This is a genomic window from Vibrio zhugei, assembly GCF_003716875.1.
Lineage (GTDB): Bacteria > Pseudomonadota > Gammaproteobacteria > Enterobacterales > Vibrionaceae > Vibrio > Vibrio zhugei.
In genome coordinates, this window is the sequence record NZ_CP033078.1 from 1,145,224 (window position 1) to 1,168,237 (window position 23,014).

Below are 23,014 nucleotides of genomic sequence, written 5' to 3' on the forward strand. Positions count from 1 at the left end.
ATAATTGTGCGCAATTATATTGTACGCTAGGTTATGAAGAATCATTCAAGCATATTGGTAGCCTTAGCGCTGCCAGCATAAAAAGGAAAATCGCATGAGTTCTATTTACGATATTGAAATCGTCACCATTGATGGTCAAAAACAAACAGTGGGTGATTACGCGGGAAAGGCATTGCTCATCGTTAATGTGGCTTCAGAGTGTGGTCTGACACCTCAATATGAGGCGTTGGAAGCGTTGTACCAAGCACGTAAAGACGATGGTCTAACGATTCTTGGTTTCCCTTGTAACCAGTTTGGTGCACAAGAACCGGGTGAAGAAAAAGAGATTCAATCATTTTGTACCAGCCGGTTTGGTGTGACTTTCCCTATGTTCAGTAAAATTGAAGTGAATGGTGAAAATCGTCACCCGCTGTACCAAGCTCTGCTTCAAGCGCAGCCTGAACGCACAACGGCGCCAGATAGCGGTTTTGTTGAAAAACTGCAAAGCCTAGGTATCTCGACATCGGAAGGTGACATTCTGTGGAACTTTGAAAAATTCCTTGTCAGTAAAGAGGGTCAGGTTATTGGTCACTTTGCCCCAGATATGACACCGGATCATGCTATCTTGACACAAGCATTAGACAGTGCCCTTGCCAAATAGTAGGCGTATGGATTCATAAGCCTGTTCAGAGTATCCCAATGTCGTTTGGCATTGGGATTTTTTATGCTCTATTAATCGAGTCGATAAAAAATATTTTTGTGATCTACCTATCTTTTTTAAGGAAAAGAAGCCACAATTGTCACGTTTTTATCAATAACTATTGGACTTGGATGTAAGAGGCAGAATGACAGATACCATGACAACCGCATCACCAACATCACGACAAACGCAGTATTTGCGCGTGTTTATGATTGGATTTAGTGCGTTTATTTTTAATACCACTGAATTTGTTCCTGTTGGGCTGTTATCGGATATCGCCCGAGACTTTAGTATGAGTACCGCCGATACCGGTTGGATGCTGACGATTTATGCGTGGATTGTGGCAACACTGTCGTTGCCTTTAATGATGGCAACCGGGCGTATTGAGCGTAAGACGCTACTTTTGGGTGTCTTTGGGCTCTTTATCCTCAGTCATATCGCTTCCGCGTTTGCCACTACATTTACGGCTTTAATCGTGAGTCGCGCTGGTGTGGCGTTCGCGCATGCCATCTTTTGGTCGATTACGGCTTCTATTGCGATTCGGGTTGCTCCTCCGGGCAAGAAGACGCTTGCGCTGAGTTCATTGGCAACAGGGACATCGCTCGCTATGATCCTTGGCGTGCCGATTGGACGGATGATTGGTCAGTTGGCAGGGTGGAGAGTCACCTTTGCGGGTATCGGCCTTTTAGCCTTCGTCATTATGGTGCTGTTATGGCGATTGTTGCCAGCGTTACCGAGTTTACTGCAAGATTCAGGAAAGACGTTGCCGCGTTTATTGCGTAATCGCAAGTTAATGGGATTGTACCTCTTTATCTTCTTACTATTTACCGCGCATTATACCGCTTACAGTTATATCGAACCTTTCGTACAAGATATTGGTATGGTGAGTAAGAGTGTGACCACCGTATTGCTCTTGCTATTTGGTGGGGCTGGTATTGCCGGCAGTATGCTGTTCAGCCGTTATGGGGAAAGTCACAATACGCCATTACTGATTAGCCAATTAGTACTGATGATAGCGTGTACAGGAGGCTTGCTGCTTGCGGTTAATCATACTTGGTCATTGATGGTTACGGTGATGTTCTGGGGAACGGCCTTGATGGTCGCGACGCTGGCCATTCAAGTTAAAGTGCTGAGCATTGACCCTAACGCGTCTGATATGATCCAATCGATGTATTCTGGCATCATTAATCTTGGTATTGGTTCGGGAGCGTTAATTGGCTCTCAAGTCATACAGATGTCATCATTAAGCAACATTGGTTTTGCTGGAATGGCGTTTGCTGGATGTGCATTATTACTGATGGTATTGATGTTACGTAAGTACCCAGAGTTACGTTAATTTTTATCATAAATTATCTATAAAAAAGCGCCTATGAAAGGCGCTTTTTTTTTGCAACGCCCATATAAAATGGTCTCATTTAGGGGGAGGCAAGGCCATAATACATGGGCGTACTATAAGGTTAAGCAGTATCGTCATGAGTATCAATCGGTATCATGAAAAAATGCGAAATAAACACGGTTGAATAAGCAATTAGTGTCTTATTAACTTGTTGTTTAAAATTATATTTTTCTTTTAAAAATAAGTATCTTGTCTCGCTCAGCGTGTGGACTCTCTGACAATCAGTTCACCCGAATAGATTTGGTGGGTCATAGTGACGGTTTCTTTATTGCTATAACGAATGGCGAGCTGCATGGCGGCATCGGTCAGTTCTAAGATAGGTAGCGAGACGGTCGATAGGCTAGGAATAGAGAAGCCTGCCGCGGGTTCATTATCAATACCGATGACGGCAATATCATTTGGGACGTGTAATCCTGCATCATGCAGCGCTCTTAACGCACCTAAAGCCATGTCATCATTACAGGCGAAAATGGCAGTAAAGGGAGAGGGCGACTGTAAGAGTTTAACGGTGCAGTCATAACCCGTTTGCATGGTATTTTCTCCCTCAGCCGTCCAACTTTCGGGCAGCTCAGGGTGCAGTGGGGTTAACAGTTCTTGATAGACTTCATAACGGCGGCGACCAGTTTCGCTATCGAGCGGGGAGGTGATGCAGGCGATATCACGATGACCTAGCTCTAATAGATGTTGCATCGCGATTCGTGCCAACTGAGTTTGTTCAAGCCCAAAACTGACCAGTTTATCGGTCGATAATTGGCGATTCAGCGCAATCAGTGGAATATTCACTTCGGCCTGCAATTCGACTAACTGTTCACTGGTTAAGTGGCGACTGTAGAGTAAAATGGCGTCACAACGTTGAAAGGCCAGCGCCCGCACCGACTCTTTTTCACCCGCGGCCTGTTTTTTACTGTTCACCACCACGAGCTTTTTATTCGCTTTTTGAACGCATTGCTCCGCTTGAAAGAGGATATTGCCGAAATAGTTACTTTGAAATTCGGGTAATATCAATCCAATGGTATTGGATATTTTCGTCGCTAACGCTTGTGCCACTCCACTGGGATGATAATTGAGCTGTTTCATTGCCGACATGACCAGTTCTCGAGTGGCTGGTTTGACTTGACTACTGCCGTTGATCACTCGTGACACTGTCGCTTTTGATAAGCCAGTGGTCTTGCATACATCGTTAATGGTTGCCATTGCGTTGCCTCTTATACGGAAAAGCCGTCCTCTTAGGGACGGCTTATCATATCAGAAACGGCTTAAATTTCATGTGCATTTGATTGGGTAATTACACCTTATCGCCATTTGAACGAATCACATTTTGATACCAATAAAAACTTTTCTTACGAGCGCGTGCCATTGTGCCGCTGCCATCATCATGCTTATCCACGTAAATAAAACCGTAACGCTTGCGATATTCACCGGTTGTAAAGGAGACGCAATCGATGCAACCCCAAGGTGTGTAACCCATGACAGGAACGCCATCAAATTCGATGGCCTTTCTCATCTCTTTGATATGGGCAGCGAGATAATCAATGCGGTAATCATCATTGATTTGCCCATCTTCTTCTACCGTGTCGTAAGCGCCCAAACCGTTTTCCACAATGAACAGTGGCTTTTGATAGCGTTCATAGAGTTCTGATAGTGCGATACGCAAACCTTGCGGGTCAACTTGCCAGCCCCAGTCCGATGCTGGCAAGTGTGGATTGAGATAGCTATCTCCAAACAAGTTTTCACTGGCCGAGTCCAGTGGCTGCTCAGAGACAATGTTGCTCATATAATAGCTGATCGCCAAGTAGTCGGAGCAGCCTTGGCGTAATATGTCATCATCACCGGGTTCCATCTCAACCTCAATCCCCTTGCGTTGCCATTCTTTGATTAGGTAGCTAGGGTAGTAGCCACGCATTTGCACATCACTGAAAAGATATTTGCTATGCATCATGTGTTGTGCCTTGAGAACATCCTCTGGCCGACATGAAGCGGGATATAGCGGCATCATATGTATCATGCTACCAATTTGCATGTTTGGATTGATCGCATGTCCCAGTTGTACGACTTTGGCGTGAGCCACAAACTGGTGATGAGCCACTTGAAAGAGTGCCTGCTCGGGGTGCGGATGATCGTTATAGATGACACCGGAATTGCAATACCCAAATAATGGCGCTTGCCAATTCGCTTGGTTGTTAATTTCGTTGAACGTGATCCAGTATTTTACTTTATGCTTGTAACGCTCTAATACGGTTTGGGCGAAGTGGACAAAGTAGTCTAATACGTCGCGATGTAACCACCCGCCATATTCGCTCACTAAGTGATGAGGCATTTCAAAGTGGGAGAGAGTGATCACCGGTTCGATATCATGCTTGAGTAACTCGTCAAATAAGTCATCATAGAATTGCAGGCCGGCTTCGTTCGGCGTTTTTTCGTCTCCTTTAGGGAAAATACGCGTCCAAGCGATCGATGTACGAAAACACTTAAATCCCATCTCAGCAAACATCGCAATATCGTCACGGAAATGATGATAAAAGTCGACCGCCTCATGGTTTGGATAGAATGCGTGTTCGTCAACACCTTGAGTGATAACGCGTGGCACACCGTGTGCACCTTTGGTTAACACATCGACAATACTCGGACCTTTACCCGCTTGATCCCAGCCGCCTTCCACTTGGTGCGCCGCGACTGCGCCGCCCCATAAAAAATCATTTGGAAACCCTTGTGACATGCGATACCTCTTTATTACTGAGTCGATAAAAACGTTGATATAAGGTCATTTTAGCGGATAAATTGAAAAATGGAACCGGTTTCAATTAACAATTGTTCACTGGGCATTGGTTGGCCGTTGAACTGGCTTGCAGAGAATCAGAAGAAGGGGTGAGGTCGAATACACCGATTTATCTGCACAATCCCTCATTGTCGCTTTTTTTCCTTTTTTATCGACCATTAGATAGGCATAATTAACGCCCATCACATCCTCATGTGTCATCATGTACTTTATAGAGATAGAAGCAGGCGAATAGATTGAAAGGTCAAGTAGTTTCGTATTGGGTTGGTAAGCGCTATGGTTTCATCATGGGCGATAATGGTATCCGCTATTTTTTGAATAGCCGTCACCTTGTCGATGTGATGGACGAAAAGCGGCTTGTCAAAGGGATTCCCGTTGAATTTGATCCTATTCGGACCCCAAAAGGGGATTATGCGACGAAAGTGTCTATCTCCGAGGTGTTTTTCAAGCGTCAGTTGACAGATTTCTTCATGAGCAAGCGAGATCAACCGAAATTAGGACGTATTGAAGCTAAGGCCTTTATCGAAACCCGGTTCTTTGAAGAAGAATATGATGCGAAAGAGCATTTGCTGATGCTGGCTGATGACTGTAATGCCAATGCGGTGTTACAGATGAAGCATCATATTACCTCTTTCTCCAAACACAAATACAAATATGAGATGCACTCTTATAGTGGTCAACTCTCTGTTGTGACGAAGCAAGTACCTTGCGGGAGTCCTGAGCAGGCGAATCTCGCCAATGAGCAATTAGAAGAGAAAAAAAGCCAGTTTCTTGGTGAGTTTGATGATGTATTTTCAACAGAACAGTCAGAACGTGAACGTCAGTTAAAACCGCCTCATTCAATCCGCTGGTGGATGCTATTCGGTACGCTGGTTGTTGGGCTTGGTGGTACGGGGGTGTGGATCTTTGTGACCTAGTACAAGAATTCGGTGCTCACCGTGACGCCTCCTTTCTCCATTATTAACCTAATATTAACCGAGTATAATATACCTTACTAATGCGAGCATTCGCTGGCGAGAAAGCGCGGTTTTGTCTCGTGTGATGGTATGATAACCATCGGCAAATTTGTCTATTCTTCCTTTAATCTCACTGGTAATTCTTCATGTTTAAAGCTCTATTAGTTGAAGATGATTTAGATTTAGCGACGGCGCTGATTGACTATATGTCGTTAGATGGCATTGAATGTGATTACGCGTCCGATGGTCAGGTTGGCTATAATTTGATCACGCAAAATCACTATGATGTTATTGTTCTAGATTTGAATTTACCGAAAATTAAAGGACTTGCCGTATGCCAGCGCATTCGTGAACAAGGCATTGCCACGCCAGTCTTGATGCTCACCGCATGTGATACCCTGGATGACAAACTGCAAGGCTTCAGTCATGGCGCGGATGATTACTTGGTCAAACCTTTTGCGACAGAAGAGTTGATCGTTCGTTTGAAGGCGTTGTCGCTGCGCAGAAGTGGGCAAATCTCGAAGTTAGTTGTGGCGGATTTGGTGCTTGATTTGACCAATCGCGAAGTCACTCGCCATGGTCAGTTGATTAAGCTCTCTCCCATTGCGCTGCAAATATTAGAAGTGTTGATGCGAGAATACCCGCAAGCGGTATCGCGAGAAAAAATCGCACAGGCGGTATGGGGTGATGAGCAGCCAGATAGCAATAGCTTGAAAGTGCACATTTTTAACATCCGTAAACAAATCGACAAACCAGATTGGACACCTCTCATTCACACCGTACCTGGGTATGGTTTTTGTATAAAGTGATACCTGACTGATGATGAAATTTCGCCGCAGTTACAAGTTTTATTTCTTTTGTGCGATCATGACGATTGCGACGGTGACGGTGATCAGTTTCGTGACGTTAGCCGCGAATTATTTTGTCTCGGGTATGGATGTTAGCTTACGCTATTCCATGTTAAGCGTTGTAAAACACATAGATACCCGTGATGGTCAGCCCAAAGAACTCTTGGGTTATCAAATTGCGACGCGTTGGCAAGATGTGCAAGCGCCCATTCAGCAGCAGTTCTCCCCTCTGACGAAACACCTCCAATTTGAGAAAGCCATGTTGCAACATGGATGGCTAACACCGCCTGTCAAAGCGTACTTTGTTATGCGCTATGATCGCCCCTCAGGGCAGACGGTCTACATTTCTAGGGTGTTCAGCAATCTTACTATGCAACAAACTGCTAAAGAATTTCATCAAGAGGGCAATCGTTATGGACTCAGTTTGCTCGTGTATGCGTTGGTGGCCTTATCTGTGTTTGGATTGGGGTTGTTCTTTTTATTTCGTTGCACCGCTCGGCCACAAGAGCAGTTGTTTCAGTGGGCAGAAACATTAACTACGGAGCAACTCAGCCGACCGATTCCCGACTTTCATTTTCATGAACTCAATCGTGTGGCGGCCATCATTAAAGACAGTGTTTCATCCGCGCAAGACATGTTAGAACGCGAGCAGCAATTTTTAGCAAGTGCCAGCCATGAATTACGAACACCGATTGCGGTGGTGCGCAGTAATGCTGAGCTGATGGATAAATTGATTGAAAAAACAGACAATGCCGCCTTGTATGATAAGCAGGCCGAGGTGATGCAGCGCATTTTGCGTGCTGGCGTCACCATGACGGATTTGTGTTCCACGCTATTATGGCTCAACCGTCGTGAGCAGCGTGAATTGCCACTGACGCCTGTGAATTTGGCCTTAATGATCGACAGCATTAGCCGTGATTTGAACTATCTATTGCGTGATAAGTCGGTGGAGGTGGAAATTCAGGTACAAGAAGCGACGTTTCCATTGCCTTCTACGCTGTGTCGTATTGTGATCAGTAATTTAATTCGTAATGCTTATCAGCATACTCTGGCGGGGAAGGTCGCGATCTTTCAATCCGGCACAACCGTAACCATCATGAATCACAATTTTGCTACTGGGGAACAGACGGAAGAATTGGGATTTGGATTGGGACTGGAATTAACGAATCGCATCATCCAGCAGTATGATTGGTATTATGAAGTCCACGATAATGAGAGTGGACGTGAGGTGACGATTGATTTTAGCCAGCGGGACAAAAAAGCCCACCAATAGAATTGGTGGGCAACACAGACAGCAGTAGAGATTTTATATTATGCGGCTGCTTTCTTTGACAAGACGATGGATTGACGCATGCCCAGCAAAATGGTGATAACGAAGGAAATGATGATCGAGATAATCATACCAATCACGTAATAGCTGATTTTATCTGGCACGATAGAGATGATGCCCGGAATCCCCGCAGTACCTAACGCCAAGGCTTTGACTTTGTAAAGCGTGATAAATGCACTGGCAATACCTGCCCCGATAATGGCGGCAAAGAATGGGTAACGTAATTTCAAGTTGACACCAAACATCGCGGGTTCGGTAATACCGAGTAGCGCGGTGATACCGGAAGGTAAGGCAATCCCTTTCATTTTTTTATCTTTCGTTGTAAAGGCAACGGCAAGAGCGGCGGCACCTTGTGCCACGTTTGACATGGCGGCGATCGGGAAGATAAAGGTTCCGCCAGTTTTTGCCACATCCGCCAATAGCTGGGTTTCGATGGCAATGAAGCTGTTGTGCATCCCCGTGATAACAAAGGGCGCATACAAGAAGCCCATGATACCGCCACCGACAAAGCCTGCATGGTCGTACATCCAAGTGAGACCATCACCTAATAAAAAGCCAGCATCGCGGGTGATTGGGCCAACCAGAGTAAAGGTAATGAAGCCAGTGAATAAAATAGAAAATAACGGCGTCACTAGGTTATCAAGCATGGATGGAACAAAGCTACGCAGAAGGTTTTCGACTTTGGCTAGAATGAAGCAACTGACAAGAACCGGTAGTACTGAACCTTGGTAGCCGACTTTTTGAATTTCAAAGCCCATGATGTTCCAAGTCGGAATGTTGCCATGCACGGCGGCACTACCGAAGCCCCAACCACTTAATAGATCCGGGTGAACCATCAACATACCTAGGGCTGCACCTAAGAATGGGTTACCTCCAAACTTTTTGGAAGCAGAAAAGGCGAGCAGCACTGGCAAGAAAACAAATGGTGCATTCGCGAAGGTGTTGAGCATACTCGCTAAATCGGCGAGTCCAGGATAAATATCGATAATAGAGGCATTATCGATGAATAATCCCTTGGCAGTAAAGACATTGTATATCCCCATCAACAGACCACCAGCGACGATGGCTGGAATGATCGGCATGAAAATATCCGCCAGTCCTTTCACGGCACGCTGAGCGATATTTTGTTTTTTCGCCCCTGCTGACGCGACATCTTTGGTTGACATATCAGACATACCGGTCAGTTTGGCCATCTCGGCATACACTTTATTTACCGTACCGGAACCAAAAATGATCTGGTATTGGCCAGCCACTTTAAATTGACCTTTGACGCCTTCGATATTTTCAATCGCAGCTTCATCAATAATGGTATCGTCGTTCAACGCTAGGCGTAAACGGGTAGCACAGTGTGCTAAGGCTTGAAGGTTTTCTTGTCCTCCAAGTTGTTCTAGAAGTTGTTTTGCTATGGCAGGATAGTTCATAACACACCCCAGTTCATGTTATTCATTGGTACGGATATCATTGTTGTTATTTTTTGGGAACGTTTGCAAGATGGTATTCTTGTTGAAGTTGTCATCGGGGTCAAAATGATCATCCGATTTATGTGAAAGAGATCGATATATAGTGTCACTATGATGAGCAAAACAAGGGTAAAATCACGTTCTATTTTTTGAATCATGTATGATTCAATGTATTCATAGCGTTTGAGGCAAGGATAAGGAATTTTAATGACGAGTTTACATGATGTAGCCCGTATTGCTGGGGTCTCTAAATCTACGGTGTCTCGTGTGATGAATAATGAGTATGGTGTTAAGCCATCCACCAAAGCCAAAGTCTTAGAGGCCGTCAAAGCGTGTGACTATGTGGTCAATCAGGTCGCGAAAGACTTGAAGTCACAGAAAACCAACCTAATTGGAGTGGTTGTCCCTCGGGTCTCATCCCACGCGACTGCCCAAGGTGTGGACGGATTAACCCGCATTATTGAACAGGCAGGCAAGCACGTCCTTTTAGCCAACACCCATCAACTGCATGCCAAAGAGCTTGAGTATATCCAGATTTTTAATCAGAAACGGGTTGAGGGCATTATTTTTTATGCCACTCACTTAGATCAGCAGTTAGTGAAAGCCATTCAAGCGTCTGCGGTTCCTGTGGTGCTGGTTGGGCAGGATGGGTCGATGTATAATATTCCCAGTGTGGTCCATGATGATGTCCGTGTTGGTTTTGAAGCGGGCAATCGTTTCATTAAAGCTGGGTGTCGGCATATTGGTTTTATCGGCGTACAAAGTGATGATACGGCGGTAGATGCACTGCGCTCTGACGGCTTAAGCCAAGCCCTTTCTATGCACAACCAAGCGTTGGAGTTTCATGAACGTGGCGACTTCTCTCTGGAGTCGGGCTATCGCGTCGCTAAAAAGGTCGCTCAGGCCTATCCTCATTTGGATGGTTTGTTCTGTGCCACTGACCGTTTGGCAGTGGGGGCAATTAAAGGCTTGCAAGAAATGGGCATCGCGGTGGGGGAAGCCGTGAAAGTACTGGGTGTGGGAAACGACGAATTAGGCTATGTGAGCACCCCAAGTTTGTCGACGTTTCACTATCCTTTTGAAAAAGCAGGGGAAAACTCAGCAAAAATGTTACTGTCTTTAATTGAAGGGCAGGGACAAGAAATGAGCAAGGTGGTATTAACTTTTGAATCAGTAACTCGTCAAACGTGTGACTAGGGTTATGGCGTGTAGGGATAATTATGCGCACTGACTCACAGACGGTTCATCAATTCTTAAAGATTAACTATAAAAACTTGCTATCAAACTCAGTGTTTTATATTTTGAGAACGTTCCCAAAATATTAGGTAAGACTATGTCTCTTGATTTACTGATTGAATTAGCTGGTGGTATGGATAATATCTGCCGGATTTTAACCCCTTCAAATCTTGTTACTGTCGCAGTACTTGATAAGCATCGTATCCATACATTACCTCAAGATGTCACCATGACATCGGTATTAGGGGAATGGCAACTGAGTATGGCGCGAGGGTCAATCTGTGATGAAGAGCTTCGTCAGGTCGGGCAAATTATTGCTGAGCAGCAAGTGCGCCGAGCTCAAGCTTACCTGACCCCAACCGCGTCAGCATATCGTCCACTGTGGCACATTTCGCCTCCACAAGGTCTGCTTAATGATCCCAATGGTTTTGTCTATCATCAAGGCGAGTATCATTTGTTTTATCAGTGGTATCCGTATGCGTGTGAGCATAAAGACAAGTACTGGGTTCACTTGACCAGTTCCGATTTAGTCAATTGGGACTACCGTTCTGTGGCTTTAACTCCCTCAGACTGGTTCGATAGTCATGGGGCGTTTTCCGGGCATGCGGTTTCTCAAGAGGACGGCTTATACGTATTTTATACAGGAAATATCCGCCTTGGGGAGAATCGAGATAGACAAACAACCCAGTGTTTAGCCGTGTCTCGCGATGGCCGTCAGTTTACTAAGTGTGGTCCGGTCATTCGTCAATTACCGCCGGGCGTCACTGAACATATTCGCGATCCGAAAGTTTTTTATGCCAACAATGAATGGGTAATGTTGCTTGGGGCGCAAACCACAGAGCTCGAAGGTCGTTTAGCCGTCTATCGGTCCCACAATTTAACCGAATGGCAGTTTGATGGTTTATATGGTGATGAAATAGCGCAAGGCTATATGTGGGAGTGTCCTGATACGTTTGAACTGAGCGGACAACGGTTTTTTGTATTCGGTCCTCAGGGAATCAAGGATGCGAACCCTCATCATACGATTGGTCACCAGAATCGCATTTATCGTATGTCTTTGGATGAACATAATCACCCTCAGCTCCATGAAGGCTGGCAATTAGATGCGGGTTTCGACTTCTATGCGCCGCAAACCGCCCAGACAATCGACGGTCGTCGGGTCATGATTGGATGGATGGGGCTGCCCGACGAAGTGGATCAACCTAGCTGTGATGACCAATGGTTACATCAATTGACGATGTTGAGAGAAATTCATTGGGAGCAAGGACGATTGAAGCAGCGTCCCGCACAAGAACTGCTCCAATTACGCCAAGCACCTCGTTCACTGTTATTAAATGCGACCGTTCAGGATGCGATGTGTAAGTCGTATGAGCTGACATTAGACCTGCAATGGGGCCAAGAGCTGCGTTTAATGGTCAAGGGTGACCAGTATGTCAGTCTCGTTGCCGACCGAGCTAAAGGGGTGTTACGCCTAGATAGGCAACACACGGACCTGCGTGAAGGGGATGTGATTCGTGAGTTGCCATTAACGAGCAGATGCATTGCATTAACCCTCTTTGCAGACCAATCCTCACTCGAGATTTTTATTAACGATGGGGATAAGGTGATGACCGCGCGTGTGTTTACCTCGCCTGATGCGAGCGGCATTGTGTTGTTGGGCGGTGAGGTGCAAGCGACCTTGTATCCTTTACAGGCCGCGAAGGCCCCATTTAGAGCTTAGCTCTTTACCGCAAGTCTTCAGTCAAAAAACGCAGCCATTGAGCTGCGTTTTTTATCGCCATAGATATGACAAGGGTCGAAAAGGTCAGTGGAAGAGTGCAATCAGCAAGGATTGTGTGGGGGGAAGTAAGACCGCTTCTCCATGGCCACCACGCGAGAGGAAATGCGTGCAATAAAAAAGCCTGGATATATCCAGGCTTTGACATTGATACATAGTCACTGGTGTGATGAAAACTAGAACCAAGTTTCCATTTGCAGAGCAAACAAGGTCTCGCCACCATTGCCCATTGTCGGGGTATCGCTTTTCATGCTAACAGCGTAATTGTCTAAATCGCTGCTCCAATCAACATAACTGACGGCAAAACGCAATTCTGGACGGTCAAAGAAGCCTGCAGCGGTCGCCAACTTCAACGTTGGTGCGATGGTCGCTTTGTAATAACCTCCTTGTGCTGACTTGTTCGAATTGTCTAAGTCCATGTATTGGTATGAACCTTCATAGACCATCTCAAAGTTTTCATTGAACGCTTGTGAAACTCGAACGTTCATTGTTGCCCACGTGTATTTGTCGTGATCGAGGATGCGGTCTTCGCTGTACTCGGCCATAAATGCCGGTGCCACACTCCAGGTGTCATTGATGGCGGTGGTACCAAATGAGAAAATACGTACCGCTTTGGCATCATCGTTTAGGTTTCCATCAGAACCGACGGCTTTGAGTTGGGCACCCAAACCGGAACCAATTAACATCCCCGTTTTCGACATACCAGGATTGATTCCGTAGAAACTGTCCGCATGGTAAGCAAATAGGGCATGGAAACCATGGTTCGCGCGTTTTGATGCCGGCGCATCAGCGGTGACGCGGTCATTATCTTTTGAGTCCATGGCACTTAGCATCACTTGCCATGGGCCAATTCGGTTGTTCATCGTTGCAATGTAGTTTTCAATGTCGGTGCCCGCACTTTCAACCGAACCAAAATCACGGCCATAAATGGAAAAGTTCGCTTTCCAATCGTCGCCTAACTGAACATCGTAAACACCCGCACCCGTACCGGCTAGGAAGATAACGTCTGAATCCATAAAGTGAATATCAAAGTTGTCACGGTCAAAACGTTTCCCTGCCCAAACCGTTGCATTGGAAAATGCGCCGGTGAATGTTGGCAATCCAGTGAGCTCTGAATAGACTTGGCGTACATTCAAGTCACTCTCGTCGGCTGTCCAATCGTTACTGGTTTCTACGCCATCTGCTAACATAAGATGAAAGCGCGCATTGGAGCCATTATCTAATTGACGATTATGGATGAAGTTTGCTTCGAGGTAATTGTCGTCTTCTAATCCTAAACGACCGACCGGAGCGCCGAGAGCGCCAGCTGCCGTCATATAAGGACCCGTTCCCGTCGCCCCTTGATGGTCTTCATTCACTAATAAACCAGAACGCGCATACCCTTTAAATTCAAAGACAGGATTGGTTGGTTCTTGTGTTGCACGTTGCTGAGCGGTTTGAATCCCTTGCTGCTCTTTGGTTTGCATACGTTGGGCATCTTCATTTTGCTCTAAACGTGCTTGTAATTCATCAATCCTTTGTTCGAGCTCTGCCATGGTAGGGGCAGCCCAAGCTGAGGACATCGGTAGTAGGGTAGCGATCGCTAATGTAAGTGCTTTTATTTTCATTATTAAAACTCCGGTAGGGTTGAATCGTAATTGGATAGTCTGCAAACGTTCCCAATTAGTTATGCAACAATGTCGGAAGTCCTTCACTTTAAGAGGACACGTTGTTCTATTTGTTCGCACACATAGCTTTCTAAGCCATGCTTTGGTATGGCAAGACTATAACGATAATTAGGTGGGAACGTTCCCTTTTTTAAGCGAAAGTTCTACGTACATCACGCTCTCGATCGTGCTTTGTGAAGTGATTCATAAACTGACGTTTTAATGGCGTTGGATTGAAGATTTTGTGAAGTCACAACTTGCCCAAGAGATCGAGGGGCTGATCTCTTGGGGTAGGAAGCAAGCCGTTAGGCGAGGTATTGATGTAATTGGGTTTGATTTGGAAGGGCGGTCATTGCGCCTTTAGCGGTTGTGGCTAGGGCGCCACATGCATTTGCCACACGGACTGCTTGTTCAATGATGTGTTGCTGATTCCAGTCACCTTGTGCTGACAGTTGGCTTAATAACCCGCCAACAAACGCATCCCCAGCACCGGTCGTATCGATAGGAGAGGCTGCGCGTCCTTCAATCAATTGTTGTTGATTATCGTAGATGACCAATGCGCCTTTCGCACCTTGGGTGACCACTACCAGTGGAATACGATATTGTTCTAATTGGGCTAAGCCTTGCTCAAGCGTGTCGGTTTGAGTTAAGTAGGTGAGCTCTTCTTCTGAAAATTTCACCATGTCAGCCATGGCAATCGCCTGCATGACGGTAGGGATAAGCTCTGAGCGGTCCGCCCACACTTCTTCTCGTAAATTTGGGTCGAAGCTAATGTATCCTTGGGCTTCTTTCATGGCCGACATGGCTTGTAATGTCGCGCTGCGGCTTGGCTCATTGGCAAGGGCAATTGAGCAGGCATGTAACCATTGTTTCGGTTGAAACGCTGGAACGTCTGTCGAAGTCATAAACTGATCGGCGCTGGGCTTGACCATAAAGGTGAAACTGCGTTCTCCGTCATTGTCTAAATCCACTACAACCGTTGAGGTGCGTTGCACTGGGTCCGTGTTCAATTGTTGGCAGTTGACGTTTTCTTCAATTAAGGTATTGCGTAAAAAGTGGCCAAAAGGATCGTCGCCGACGCGACCGAAGAAGGCCGCATCTCCACCTAATCGAGCAATACCGACGGCGACATTCGCGGGGGCGCCACCTGGGCATTTTAAGTAGCGCTGTGTATCGTCAGGAATTAGGTCAACAACGGCATCACCCGTTACCCATACTCGGTTCATATGTTATACCTCATGATCGTGTGTCTGAAACGCTAAAAATGGACTGGGAAAATAAACTGGGAATACTAAATTGGTCACGTTCCCAATTTGTGATGATTATAACGATAACCGGATCGATAAGTCAGAATCTAACCATAAACCTTGAAGCGCTTCACATCAAATTCAAGAGGGAACTCGCCGTTAGGCACGGCCATCGCGGCGCTGATGGTTATTTAAACGTTATTGCATATGCATATATTCAGGGTATAAACGCGAGTATTACTGCTTATTATGCAACATCTATGAATAATGAGGTGATTGAAGAGAGACTCATAGCAGATTTGACCAAGGTCTGGTCAGATTTTGCGTCGTGTTTTTATACGTTTTGCCTGAATCTTATACAGAATTCACAAAAAAATGACGTTCAGAGCAATAATTCCGACAATTCATTAGACCTTGATGCAACCAAGTGATAGATTCTTTGCCGTTTTCTTAAGCTGCCTCCCAGCGTTTGGTCAGTTTAATAACAAAACACATTATGTGAGTTTTTTGTGGGTTTACTTAAACACTTATTTGTGATTCAAAAGCTTAGCTTTTAAATCACATATCAGATGGACATGTCTTGGATATGACAGGCCATTTTTAGATAGTAAATTTCTTCAATGATTGGTAATGTGTGCTTCTTCTCCGTAAGGGTAAAAGTGTTGATGATCTGTAGAATCAACCTTTTACATGTGCCGTTCAACAAACTTTACGGGGACGTCATGGATGCAGAATAAAAACTTGGAGTTTATGCATGTATAAAAATAAAATTACTCAAGCGCTTATCTTGAGTGCTGGACTAGCGATGGCTACGTCTTCTTTCTCTTCTTTCGCAGCCCATGTTCCTGATGGAACTAAACTTGCGAAAAAACAAGAGCTTGTTCGTGGTAATGGTTCTGAAGTTGCCACTATCGATCCCGCAAAAATTGAAGGTACGCCTGGCTCGGCTGTCGCTCGCGATCTTTACGAAGGTCTCGTCTCAGAAGATGACTACGGTAAAATCATCCCTGGTGTTGCCAAAACCTGGGAAACCAAAGACAACAAAACCTTTACGTTCCACCTCCGTCACGATGCAAAATGGTCAAATGGCGACCCGGTAACGGCGCATGATTTTGTCTATTCATGGCAACGTGCGGTCGATCCAGCGACGGCCTCTCCTTATTCTTGGTACCTAGAAATGACCACGATGCAGAACGCAGCGGCAATCATTGATGGTAAAAAAGATAAGTCGACACTGGGTGTGAAAGCGTTGGATGATTACACGCTACAAGTTCAGCTTGACACGCCAGTTCCATACTTTGTGAAAATGATGGCGCATACTACTATGATGCCAGTCAACAAAAAAGTCGTGGAAAAGTGGGGTAACGATTGGACTAAGCCTGAACACTTTGTGGGTAATGGTGCGTTTAAACTTGAGAAATGGATTATCAACGAACGCATGGTATTGGTTCGTAACAAAGAGTACTGGGACAATGCCCATACGGTACTGAATAAAGTGACGTACCTACCGATTGAAAACCAGAACGCTGAAATGAACCGTTTCTTGTCGGGTGAATTAGACTTTACTGATGACGTGCCACTAGAACAGTACCGTCGTTTGAAAAAACAGCATCCAAAAGAGTTGAGAACTGTCGGTAACTTAGCGACTTACTACTATGGTTTCAATACAACACGCAAACCATTTAATGATGCTCGTGTCCGTCGTGCGTTATCGTATGCAATCAACCGTGACATTATTGCGAAAGCGATTCTAGGCCAAGGCCAAAAACCCGCTTACACAATGACGCCTGAAATCACCGCTGGATTCGATGCGCCTATACCTGCTTATGCAAAATGGACGCAAAAAGAGCGTGTTGCGAAAGCGAAAGAGCTATTGAAAGAAGCGGGTTATGATAAATCTCACCCATTGAATTTCACTCTGCTATACAACACCAACGAAAACCACAAGAAGATTGCTACAGCCATTCAATCGATGTGGAAAAAAGAGTTGGGCGTGAATGTTGAGCTTGAAAACCAAGAGTGGAAAACCTTCCTCGATACACGTCGTGATCGCAACTATGATGTGACTCGCGCGGGTTGGAACGGTGACTATAACGAAGCGTCGACTTTCCTATCTTTGATGCAATCAAATAACGCATCAAACGACCAAGGCTACAACAGCAAAGAGTACGATGGTGTTATGGCGAAAGCGATGAAGTCTACGTCTGAAGCTGAGCGTACCAAGCTATATTCGCAAGCAGAAAAAATTCTGGCTCGCGATATGCCGATTGCGCCTATCTATCAGTACGTGAAAACGCGTTTGGTATCGACCCAAGTCGGTGGTTACCCAATGCACAACGCTGGCGATAACTTGTACTCTAAAGATATGTACATCAAAGCAAAATAATACTTCGTTAGCCAAGTAATGATATGACTCTGCATGCGTGTTGGCATGCAGGTCTTTTCCATTTTTAATGTCACAGACTGTAAGAGTGAGTTTATGCTTAAATTCATTATCAAAAGGATTTTGGAAGCGATTCCAACCATGTTGGTGTTGATCACGATCTCCTTTTTTCTAATGCGCTTCGCGCCAGGTAACCCGTTCTCAACGGAACGTGCACTACCGCCGCAGGTAATGGCAAACATCAACGCCAAGTACGGGCTAGATAAGCCGGTATCTGAGCAGTATTTTACCTACCTAAGTAATGTTATTACGAAAGGCGATTTCGGCCCTTCATTTAAATACAAAAACTATTCAGTGAATGAACTGATGAGCAGCGCCTTACCTGTTTCTGCTAAAGTCGGTTTTGTTGCGTTTATCTTTACCGTCATTTTTGGGGTAGGGATCGGCACGATTGCGGCATTGCGACAAAACACATGGATAGATTATTCGATTATGTCACTGGCAATGATAGGTGTGGTATTACCGTCGTTCGTCCTTGCTCCTATCTTGATCTACATTTTCTCAATTACGTTGCACTGGGCACCGGCCGGTGGTTGGTTTGGCGGCCAGTTAAAATATATGGCGTTGCCAGTATTAGCCATGTCGATGATGTACATTGCGACTTTTGCGCGTGTGACTCGTGGCTCAATGATTGAGACGCTCAACAGTAACTTTATCCGTACCGCACGCTCAAAAGGTTTGAACTACGGTTATATTGTGGTTAAGCATGCTCTACGCCCAGCAATGTTACCGGTTGTCTCTTACATGGGTCCTGCCTTTGTTGGGATTATCACTGGCTCTGTGGTTGTTGAAACCATTTTCGGTCTACCGGGTATTGGTAAATTGTTCGTGAATGCGGCATTTAACCGTGACTACTCGTTAGTAATGGGTGTGACCATCTTAATTGGTTTCCTATTCATTCTGTTTAACGCCATCGTAGATATTGTGTTGGCTTACATTGATCCGAAAATTCGTTACTAAGAGAGTCGAGAGCTATGTTAACTAAAAAAGAAAACTTGGACGCGATCGAAAAATTCTCTGAGAACTTGGAAATCGAAGGTCGCAGTTTATGGCAAGATGCTCGTACGCGTTTCATGCGAAACAAAGCGGCGATGGTCAGCTTATTCATTCTTGCTTTGATCACCTTATCGGTCATTTTTATTCCGATGGTATCTCAATATACATTTGATGATACGGATTGGTATGCAATGCATGCGGCTCCGTCTATGGCGCATCTATTTGGTACCGATGCATTGGGTCGTGATTTATTTGTACGTACCCTAGTCGGCGGTCGTATTTCTCTGATGGTCGGGATACTCGGCGCGTCGGTAGCGGTGACGATTGGCACACTGTATGGTGCGGCGTCCGGCTTTATTGGTGGCCGCGTTGACCGTGTCATGATGCGTGTCCTAGAAATTTTGAACTCGATCCCGTTCATGTTCCTTGTCATTGTATTGGTGACCTTCTTTGGACGTGAAATCTATCTGATTTTCGTTGCGATTGGTGCGATTGCTTGGTTGGATATGGCACGAATTGTCCGAGGCCAAACGTTAAGCCTACGAAGCAAAGAGTTTATTGAAGCGGCGCATGTGTGCGGCGTCAGTCGCTGGAACATCATTACTCGTCATATCGTTCCAAACGTTTTGGGTATTGTGGCGGTGTATTCCACCTTGCTGATTCCAAGCATGATTTTAACCGAATCCTTTTTATCGTTCCTAGGTCTAGGTGTGCAAGAGCCAATGACCAGTTGGGGGGCTCTACTGCAAGAAGGTGCGGGGACTATGGAAGTTGCCATTTGGCAATTGATTTTCCCAGCGATCTTTATGGTAGCCACTCTGTTCTGCTTTAACTATGTCGGCGATGGTCTGCGTGATGCACTCGATCCAAAAGATCGCTAACGACACAAGCAACGATTAAGGAAACGATTATGAGTTTATTAAACGTACAAGATCTGCGTGTCGAATTTACCACTCAAGATGGTATGGTGACCGCAGTTAATGATTTGAACTTCTCTCTAGAGAGAGGGGAAACCTTAGGCATCGTAGGCGAATCAGGGTCAGGGAAATCTCAGACTGTATTTGCTCTCATGGGCTTATTGGCGAAAAACGGCATCATCTCGGGCAGTGCTCAATTTGAAGGCCAAGAAATTTTAAATTTGCCAGAATCGAAAATTAATAAGATTCGTTCACAGCAAATTTCGATGATTTTCCAAGATCCAATGACGTCATTGAATCCTTATATGAAAGTCAGCACCCAGTTGATGGAAGTTCTCATGCTGCATAAAGGCATGGGAAAAAGCGCAGCGTTTGAAGAATCGGTGCGCATGTTGGAAGCGGTGAAAATCCCAGAAGCGCGCAAGCGTATTAATATGTATCCGCATGAGTTCTCTGGCGGTATGCGTCAGCGCGTAATGATTGCCATGGCATTATTGTGCAATCCTAAGCTATTAATCGCCGATGAACCGACAACCGCACTGGATGTAACGGTACAAGCTCAAATCATGGACTTATTGAATGAGCTGAAAAGTGAATTCAATACCGCCATCATTATGATTACCCATGATTTAGGCGTTGTCGCTGGGTCGTGTGACAAAGTGCTTGTGATGTATGCTGGCCGTACGATGGAGTATGGCAAAGTGGATGAGATCTTCTATAAGCCTGCTCACCCGTATACCGAAGGTCTGCTCAAAGCGATTCCACGCCTTGACACCGAAGGGGAGATTTTGCCAACGATTCCGGGTAATCCGCCGAACTTGCTGAATTTACCTCAAGGTTGTCCTTACCAAGACCGTTGTCATCGTGTAATGGACCGTTGTAAGCGTGAAGCACCGATTTTAACGCCATTTGGTGATGGCCGTCAGCGTGCGTGTTTTTCTGATATGGAGACGTGGAACCTATGAGCGATCAAACCCCCATTCTAGATATTAAAGATTTAAAAGTTCACTTTAGTATCGCAGCGAAATCCGCTTGGCCTTGGAGCAAGCCATCACAGCTGAAAGCGGTTGATGGTGTCAATGCGCGTCTTTATGAGGGAGAGACCTTAGGCGTTGTTGGTGAATCCGGTTGTGGTAAATCTACGTTTGCACGCGCCATTATTGGTCTGGTTGAAGCCTCCCACGGTGAAGTTGTGTGGCTTGGGCAAGATTTGACTCGCATGAAAGAAGTTCAGCGCCGTGAAACACGTAAAGACATTCAAATGATCTTTCAAGATCCGTTGGCGTCTCTTAACCCACGGATGACGATTGGCGATATCATTGCTGAGCCGCTGAAGACGTTCTATCCAGAACTGTCTAAACAAGAAGTGAAGCAAAAAGTTAAAGAAATGATGGACCGTGTGGGTCTGTTGCCTAACGTGATTAACCGTTATCCACATGAATTTTCAGGTGGACAATGCCAACGTATTGGTATTGCGCGAGCCCTAATTTTACGCCCTAAAATGATCATCTGTGATGAGCCAGTCTCAGCTCTGGATGTGTCGATTCAAGCGCAAGTTGTCAACTTACTGAAAGAAATCCAGAAAGAGCTTGGCTTGAGCTTGGTGTTTATCGCGCATGATTTATCAGTAGTAAAACACATCTCTGATCGCGTCATGGTGATGTATCTTGGCCACGCGGTTGAGGTTGGGACATCGGATCAGTTATTCACAAACCCATTGCACCCTTACACCAAGGCGTTGATGTCTGCGGTACCTATTCCGGATCCTCAAAAAGAGCGAGAAAAGAAAATTGAGATGCTTGAAGGCGATTTACCTTCACCAATCAATCCTCCCTCTGGCTGTGTTTTCCGAACACGTTGCCCAATTGCAACGCCAGAGTGTGCCCAAACAAAACCCACTCTCAAAGGCAGCGATGCACATAGTGTCTCCTGTTTACATGTGGAAGCGTAAGTTCAGCCTGTGACGGGCTTTAAGCGTGGCTCTTCGGGGTCACGCTTTTTTTATGTTCGAAATATTTGAATGACTAAGCCAATTTGTAACGGTTAAGCCTACTCACCACTTCTTTATACTGTCGGTAATTGAATACGGTAAACACAGCATGAGGTGTATATGGGTAAACTAATTGAAGGTGTTTGGTACGACCAATGGTACGACACAAAACAGAGTAAGGGACGCTTTCAACGTGAAGATGCAGGTTTCCGTGATCACATTAGTGATGATGCAAACGCCCCATTTCCCGCTGAGTCAGGTCGTTATCATTTGTATGTCTCTCTGGCGTGCCCTTGGGCGCATCGAGCCCTGATTTTTCGAGAATTAAAAGGGTTAACCGATCACATTGATATCACGGTCGTCTGTCCAGACATGTTACAACACGGTTGGGTATTTGGTATGCCAGAGCCATTATATGGCTTGACCAAATTACACCAACTGTATACGAAAGCGAAACCGGATTATTCTGGCAGGGTAACAGTACCGGTGCTTTGGGATAAACAGACAGAAACCATCGTCAGCAATGAGTCTGCAGATATTATTCGTATGTTTAATAGTGCGTTTAATGAGATCACCGGTAATCACGATGACTTTTATCCGCAACATTTGCGTGAGCAAATTGATGAATGGAATGCGTTTATTTACCCTAATGTGAATAATGGCGTTTATCGCTGCGGTTTTGCAACGACTCAAGAAGCCTATGAAGATGCGTATGACGATTTATTCGCGGCGCTTGATAAAATTGAGCGACATCTTGCGACGCATCGCTACTTAGTGGGCGGACAGATAACCGAAGCCGACTGGCGTTTATTTACGACTCTCATTCGTTTTGACGCCGTGTATTTTGGGCATTTTAAATGCAATGCTCGTCGCATCCAAGACTATCCAAACTTACGTGAATACACCAAAGAGCTGTATCAGTATGGCAAGGTTGCGCAGACAACAGATTTTTATCATATCAAACGTCACTATTACTTTAGCCACACTATGATTAATCCAACGCAAGTGGTTCCTAAAGGACCACAATTGGATTTATCCTCACCTCATCAGCGCGAGCAACAAGTCCAAACATCACTATAATAGTATTCATATGCTTTAGAGGTATGGCAGTTCGATAAGAATCTGTCATTCTCTAAAGCATATCTATAATCTCTGTGTGATAATAAAAACATGTGCATAGTGCAAAGCTAACTTTTTCATGTGGTGACATGAATCCATGTCCTACCTATGAGTCAATTAGAGTGTACATTAACGGTCCATAACACTGGGGTCTCTCAACGGGGTATGGACTTAATGATCGATCGCTAATCTCCTTGA

Annotated in this window: 18 protein-coding genes; 13 read left to right on the forward strand and 5 right to left on the reverse strand. The window is 45.3% G+C overall.

All coding sequences use genetic code 11. From position 1 onward, the window contains the following. Positions 1-94: 94 nt before the first annotated feature. Positions 95-640 (forward strand): glutathione peroxidase, encoded by a 546-nt coding sequence (locus EAE30_RS10645; protein WP_123015891.1) that lies wholly within the window; start codon positions 95-97, stop codon positions 638-640. 184 nt (positions 641-824) lie between these two features. Beyond that, on the forward strand, positions 825-2,015 hold the full coding sequence (locus tag EAE30_RS10650; RefSeq protein WP_123015892.1) for a sugar transporter: 1,191 nt from the start codon (positions 825-827) through the stop codon (positions 2,013-2,015). A gap of 258 nt (positions 2,016-2,273) precedes the next feature. Here EAE30_RS10650 and EAE30_RS10655 read toward each other — a convergent pair whose 3' ends face one another. Both EAE30_RS10655 and EAE30_RS10660 read right to left on the reverse strand, forming a co-directional pair. Then, complete coding sequence (locus EAE30_RS10655; RefSeq protein ID WP_123015893.1) at positions 2,274-3,269, reverse strand: LacI family DNA-binding transcriptional regulator; 996 nt, start codon at positions 3,267-3,269, stop codon at positions 2,274-2,276. Positions 3,270-3,360: 91 nt separating this feature from the next. Continuing rightward, the gene (locus EAE30_RS10660) at positions 3,361-4,791 is read right to left on the reverse strand and encodes a 6-phospho-beta-glucosidase (RefSeq protein ID WP_123015894.1); all 1,431 of its coding nucleotides are present in this window, start codon (positions 4,789-4,791) and stop codon (positions 3,361-3,363) included. Between the two features lie 296 nt (positions 4,792-5,087). On the opposite strand from EAE30_RS10660, the gene EAE30_RS10665 reads away from it, so the two are divergent. The 3 genes from EAE30_RS10665 to EAE30_RS10675 all read left to right on the forward strand — a co-directional run bounded on the left by EAE30_RS10665 (position 5,088) and on the right by EAE30_RS10675 (position 7,928). Then, positions 5,088-5,768 (forward strand): cold-shock protein, encoded by a 681-nt coding sequence (locus EAE30_RS10665; RefSeq protein WP_123015895.1) that lies wholly within the window; start codon positions 5,088-5,090, stop codon positions 5,766-5,768. A 185-nt stretch (positions 5,769-5,953) separates the two neighbouring features. Then, the gene (locus EAE30_RS10670) at positions 5,954-6,616 is read left to right on the forward strand and encodes a response regulator transcription factor (protein ID WP_123015896.1); all 663 of its coding nucleotides are present in this window, start codon (positions 5,954-5,956) and stop codon (positions 6,614-6,616) included. A gap of 10 nt (positions 6,617-6,626) precedes the next feature. Then, the gene (locus tag EAE30_RS10675) at positions 6,627-7,928 is read left to right on the forward strand and encodes a sensor histidine kinase (RefSeq protein WP_241967758.1); all 1,302 of its coding nucleotides are present in this window, start codon (positions 6,627-6,629) and stop codon (positions 7,926-7,928) included. Positions 7,929-7,966: 38 nt separating this feature from the next. Here the strand turns inward: EAE30_RS10675 and EAE30_RS10680 are convergent, their stop codons facing one another. Then, complete coding sequence (locus EAE30_RS10680) at positions 7,967-9,406, reverse strand: sucrose-specific PTS transporter subunit IIBC (protein WP_123015897.1); 1,440 nt, start codon at positions 9,404-9,406, stop codon at positions 7,967-7,969. A 246-nt stretch (positions 9,407-9,652) separates the two neighbouring features. Here EAE30_RS10680 and EAE30_RS10685 point away from each other — a divergent pair, with 246 nt between their 5' ends. Both EAE30_RS10685 and EAE30_RS10690 read left to right on the forward strand, forming a co-directional pair. Next, on the forward strand, positions 9,653-10,642 hold the full coding sequence (locus tag EAE30_RS10685; RefSeq protein ID WP_123015898.1) for a LacI family DNA-binding transcriptional regulator: 990 nt from the start codon (positions 9,653-9,655) through the stop codon (positions 10,640-10,642). Between the two features lie 136 nt (positions 10,643-10,778). Further along, positions 10,779-12,401: a glycoside hydrolase family 32 protein gene (locus EAE30_RS10690; protein ID WP_123015899.1), complete on the forward strand. Its 1,623-nt coding sequence runs from the start codon at positions 10,779-10,781 to the stop codon at positions 12,399-12,401. 233 nt (positions 12,402-12,634) lie between these two features. On the opposite strand, the gene EAE30_RS10695 is transcribed toward EAE30_RS10690, so the two are convergent. Together EAE30_RS10695 and EAE30_RS10700 are read right to left on the reverse strand one after the other, a co-directional pair. Beyond that, positions 12,635-14,065 (reverse strand): carbohydrate porin, encoded by a 1,431-nt coding sequence (locus EAE30_RS10695; RefSeq protein ID WP_123015900.1) that lies wholly within the window; start codon positions 14,063-14,065, stop codon positions 12,635-12,637. Positions 14,066-14,409: 344 nt separating this feature from the next. Then, on the reverse strand, positions 14,410-15,330 hold the full coding sequence (locus EAE30_RS10700; protein ID WP_123015901.1) for an aminoimidazole riboside kinase: 921 nt from the start codon (positions 15,328-15,330) through the stop codon (positions 14,410-14,412). A gap of 775 nt (positions 15,331-16,105) precedes the next feature. Between EAE30_RS10700 and EAE30_RS10710 the strand changes: the two genes are divergently transcribed. From EAE30_RS10710 to EAE30_RS10735, 6 genes are all read left to right on the forward strand, one after another. After that, complete coding sequence (locus EAE30_RS10710; RefSeq protein WP_123015903.1) at positions 16,106-17,737, forward strand: peptide ABC transporter substrate-binding protein; 1,632 nt, start codon at positions 16,106-16,108, stop codon at positions 17,735-17,737. Between the two features lie 93 nt (positions 17,738-17,830). Next, on the forward strand, positions 17,831-18,754 hold the full coding sequence (gene oppB, locus EAE30_RS10715) for an oligopeptide ABC transporter permease OppB (protein ID WP_123017338.1): 924 nt from the start codon (positions 17,831-17,833) through the stop codon (positions 18,752-18,754). A gap of 14 nt (positions 18,755-18,768) precedes the next feature. Then, complete coding sequence (oppC, locus tag EAE30_RS10720; RefSeq protein ID WP_123015904.1) at positions 18,769-19,671, forward strand: oligopeptide ABC transporter permease OppC; 903 nt, start codon at positions 18,769-18,771, stop codon at positions 19,669-19,671. A gap of 29 nt (positions 19,672-19,700) precedes the next feature. Beyond that, positions 19,701-20,672, forward strand: a complete 972-nt coding sequence (gene oppD, locus EAE30_RS10725) for an ABC transporter ATP-binding protein (RefSeq protein ID WP_241967759.1) — start codon at positions 19,701-19,703, stop codon at positions 20,670-20,672. Next, positions 20,669-21,658: a murein tripeptide/oligopeptide ABC transporter ATP binding protein OppF gene (gene oppF, locus EAE30_RS10730; protein ID WP_123015906.1), complete on the forward strand. Its 990-nt coding sequence runs from the start codon at positions 20,669-20,671 to the stop codon at positions 21,656-21,658. Before oppD ends, oppF begins: the two co-directional genes overlap by 4 nt. A 159-nt stretch (positions 21,659-21,817) precedes the next feature. Further along, on the forward strand, positions 21,818-22,777 hold the full coding sequence (locus tag EAE30_RS10735; protein WP_123015907.1) for a glutathione S-transferase family protein: 960 nt from the start codon (positions 21,818-21,820) through the stop codon (positions 22,775-22,777). The last annotated feature ends 237 nt before the right edge of the window (positions 22,778-23,014 follow it).

What these genes read in the sequence shown, in the direction of transcription:
- EAE30_RS10660 (WP_123015894.1), bottom strand. Translation starts at nt 4,791, where the DNA reads ATGTCACAAGGGTTTCCAAATGATTTTTTATGGGGCGGCGCAGTCGCG.
- EAE30_RS10710 (WP_123015903.1), top strand. Translation starts at nt 16,106, where the DNA reads ATGTATAAAAATAAAATTACTCAAGCGCTTATCTTGAGTGCTGGACTA.
- EAE30_RS10695 (WP_123015900.1), bottom strand. Translation starts at nt 14,065, where the DNA reads ATGAAAATAAAAGCACTTACATTAGCGATCGCTACCCTACTACCGATG.
- oppD (WP_241967759.1), top strand. Translation starts at nt 19,701, where the DNA reads ATGAGTTTATTAAACGTACAAGATCTGCGTGTCGAATTTACCACTCAA.
- EAE30_RS10680 (WP_123015897.1), bottom strand. Translation starts at nt 9,406, where the DNA reads ATGAACTATCCTGCCATAGCAAAACAACTTCTAGAACAACTTGGAGGA.
- oppF (WP_123015906.1), top strand. Translation starts at nt 20,669, where the DNA reads ATGAGCGATCAAACCCCCATTCTAGATATTAAAGATTTAAAAGTTCAC.
- EAE30_RS10645 (WP_123015891.1), top strand. Translation starts at nt 95, where the DNA reads ATGAGTTCTATTTACGATATTGAAATCGTCACCATTGATGGTCAAAAA.
- EAE30_RS10655 (WP_123015893.1), bottom strand. Translation starts at nt 3,269, where the DNA reads ATGGCAACCATTAACGATGTATGCAAGACCACTGGCTTATCAAAAGCG.
- EAE30_RS10700 (WP_123015901.1), bottom strand. Translation starts at nt 15,330, where the DNA reads ATGAACCGAGTATGGGTAACGGGTGATGCCGTTGTTGACCTAATTCCT.
- EAE30_RS10735 (WP_123015907.1), top strand. Translation starts at nt 21,818, where the DNA reads ATGGGTAAACTAATTGAAGGTGTTTGGTACGACCAATGGTACGACACA.
- oppC (WP_123015904.1), top strand. Translation starts at nt 18,769, where the DNA reads ATGTTAACTAAAAAAGAAAACTTGGACGCGATCGAAAAATTCTCTGAG.
- EAE30_RS10690 (WP_123015899.1), top strand. Translation starts at nt 10,779, where the DNA reads ATGTCTCTTGATTTACTGATTGAATTAGCTGGTGGTATGGATAATATC.
- EAE30_RS10675 (WP_241967758.1), top strand. Translation starts at nt 6,627, where the DNA reads ATGATGAAATTTCGCCGCAGTTACAAGTTTTATTTCTTTTGTGCGATC.
- oppB (WP_123017338.1), top strand. Translation starts at nt 17,831, where the DNA reads ATGCTTAAATTCATTATCAAAAGGATTTTGGAAGCGATTCCAACCATG.
- EAE30_RS10650 (WP_123015892.1), top strand. Translation starts at nt 825, where the DNA reads ATGACAGATACCATGACAACCGCATCACCAACATCACGACAAACGCAG.
- EAE30_RS10685 (WP_123015898.1), top strand. Translation starts at nt 9,653, where the DNA reads ATGACGAGTTTACATGATGTAGCCCGTATTGCTGGGGTCTCTAAATCT.
- EAE30_RS10670 (WP_123015896.1), top strand. Translation starts at nt 5,954, where the DNA reads ATGTTTAAAGCTCTATTAGTTGAAGATGATTTAGATTTAGCGACGGCG.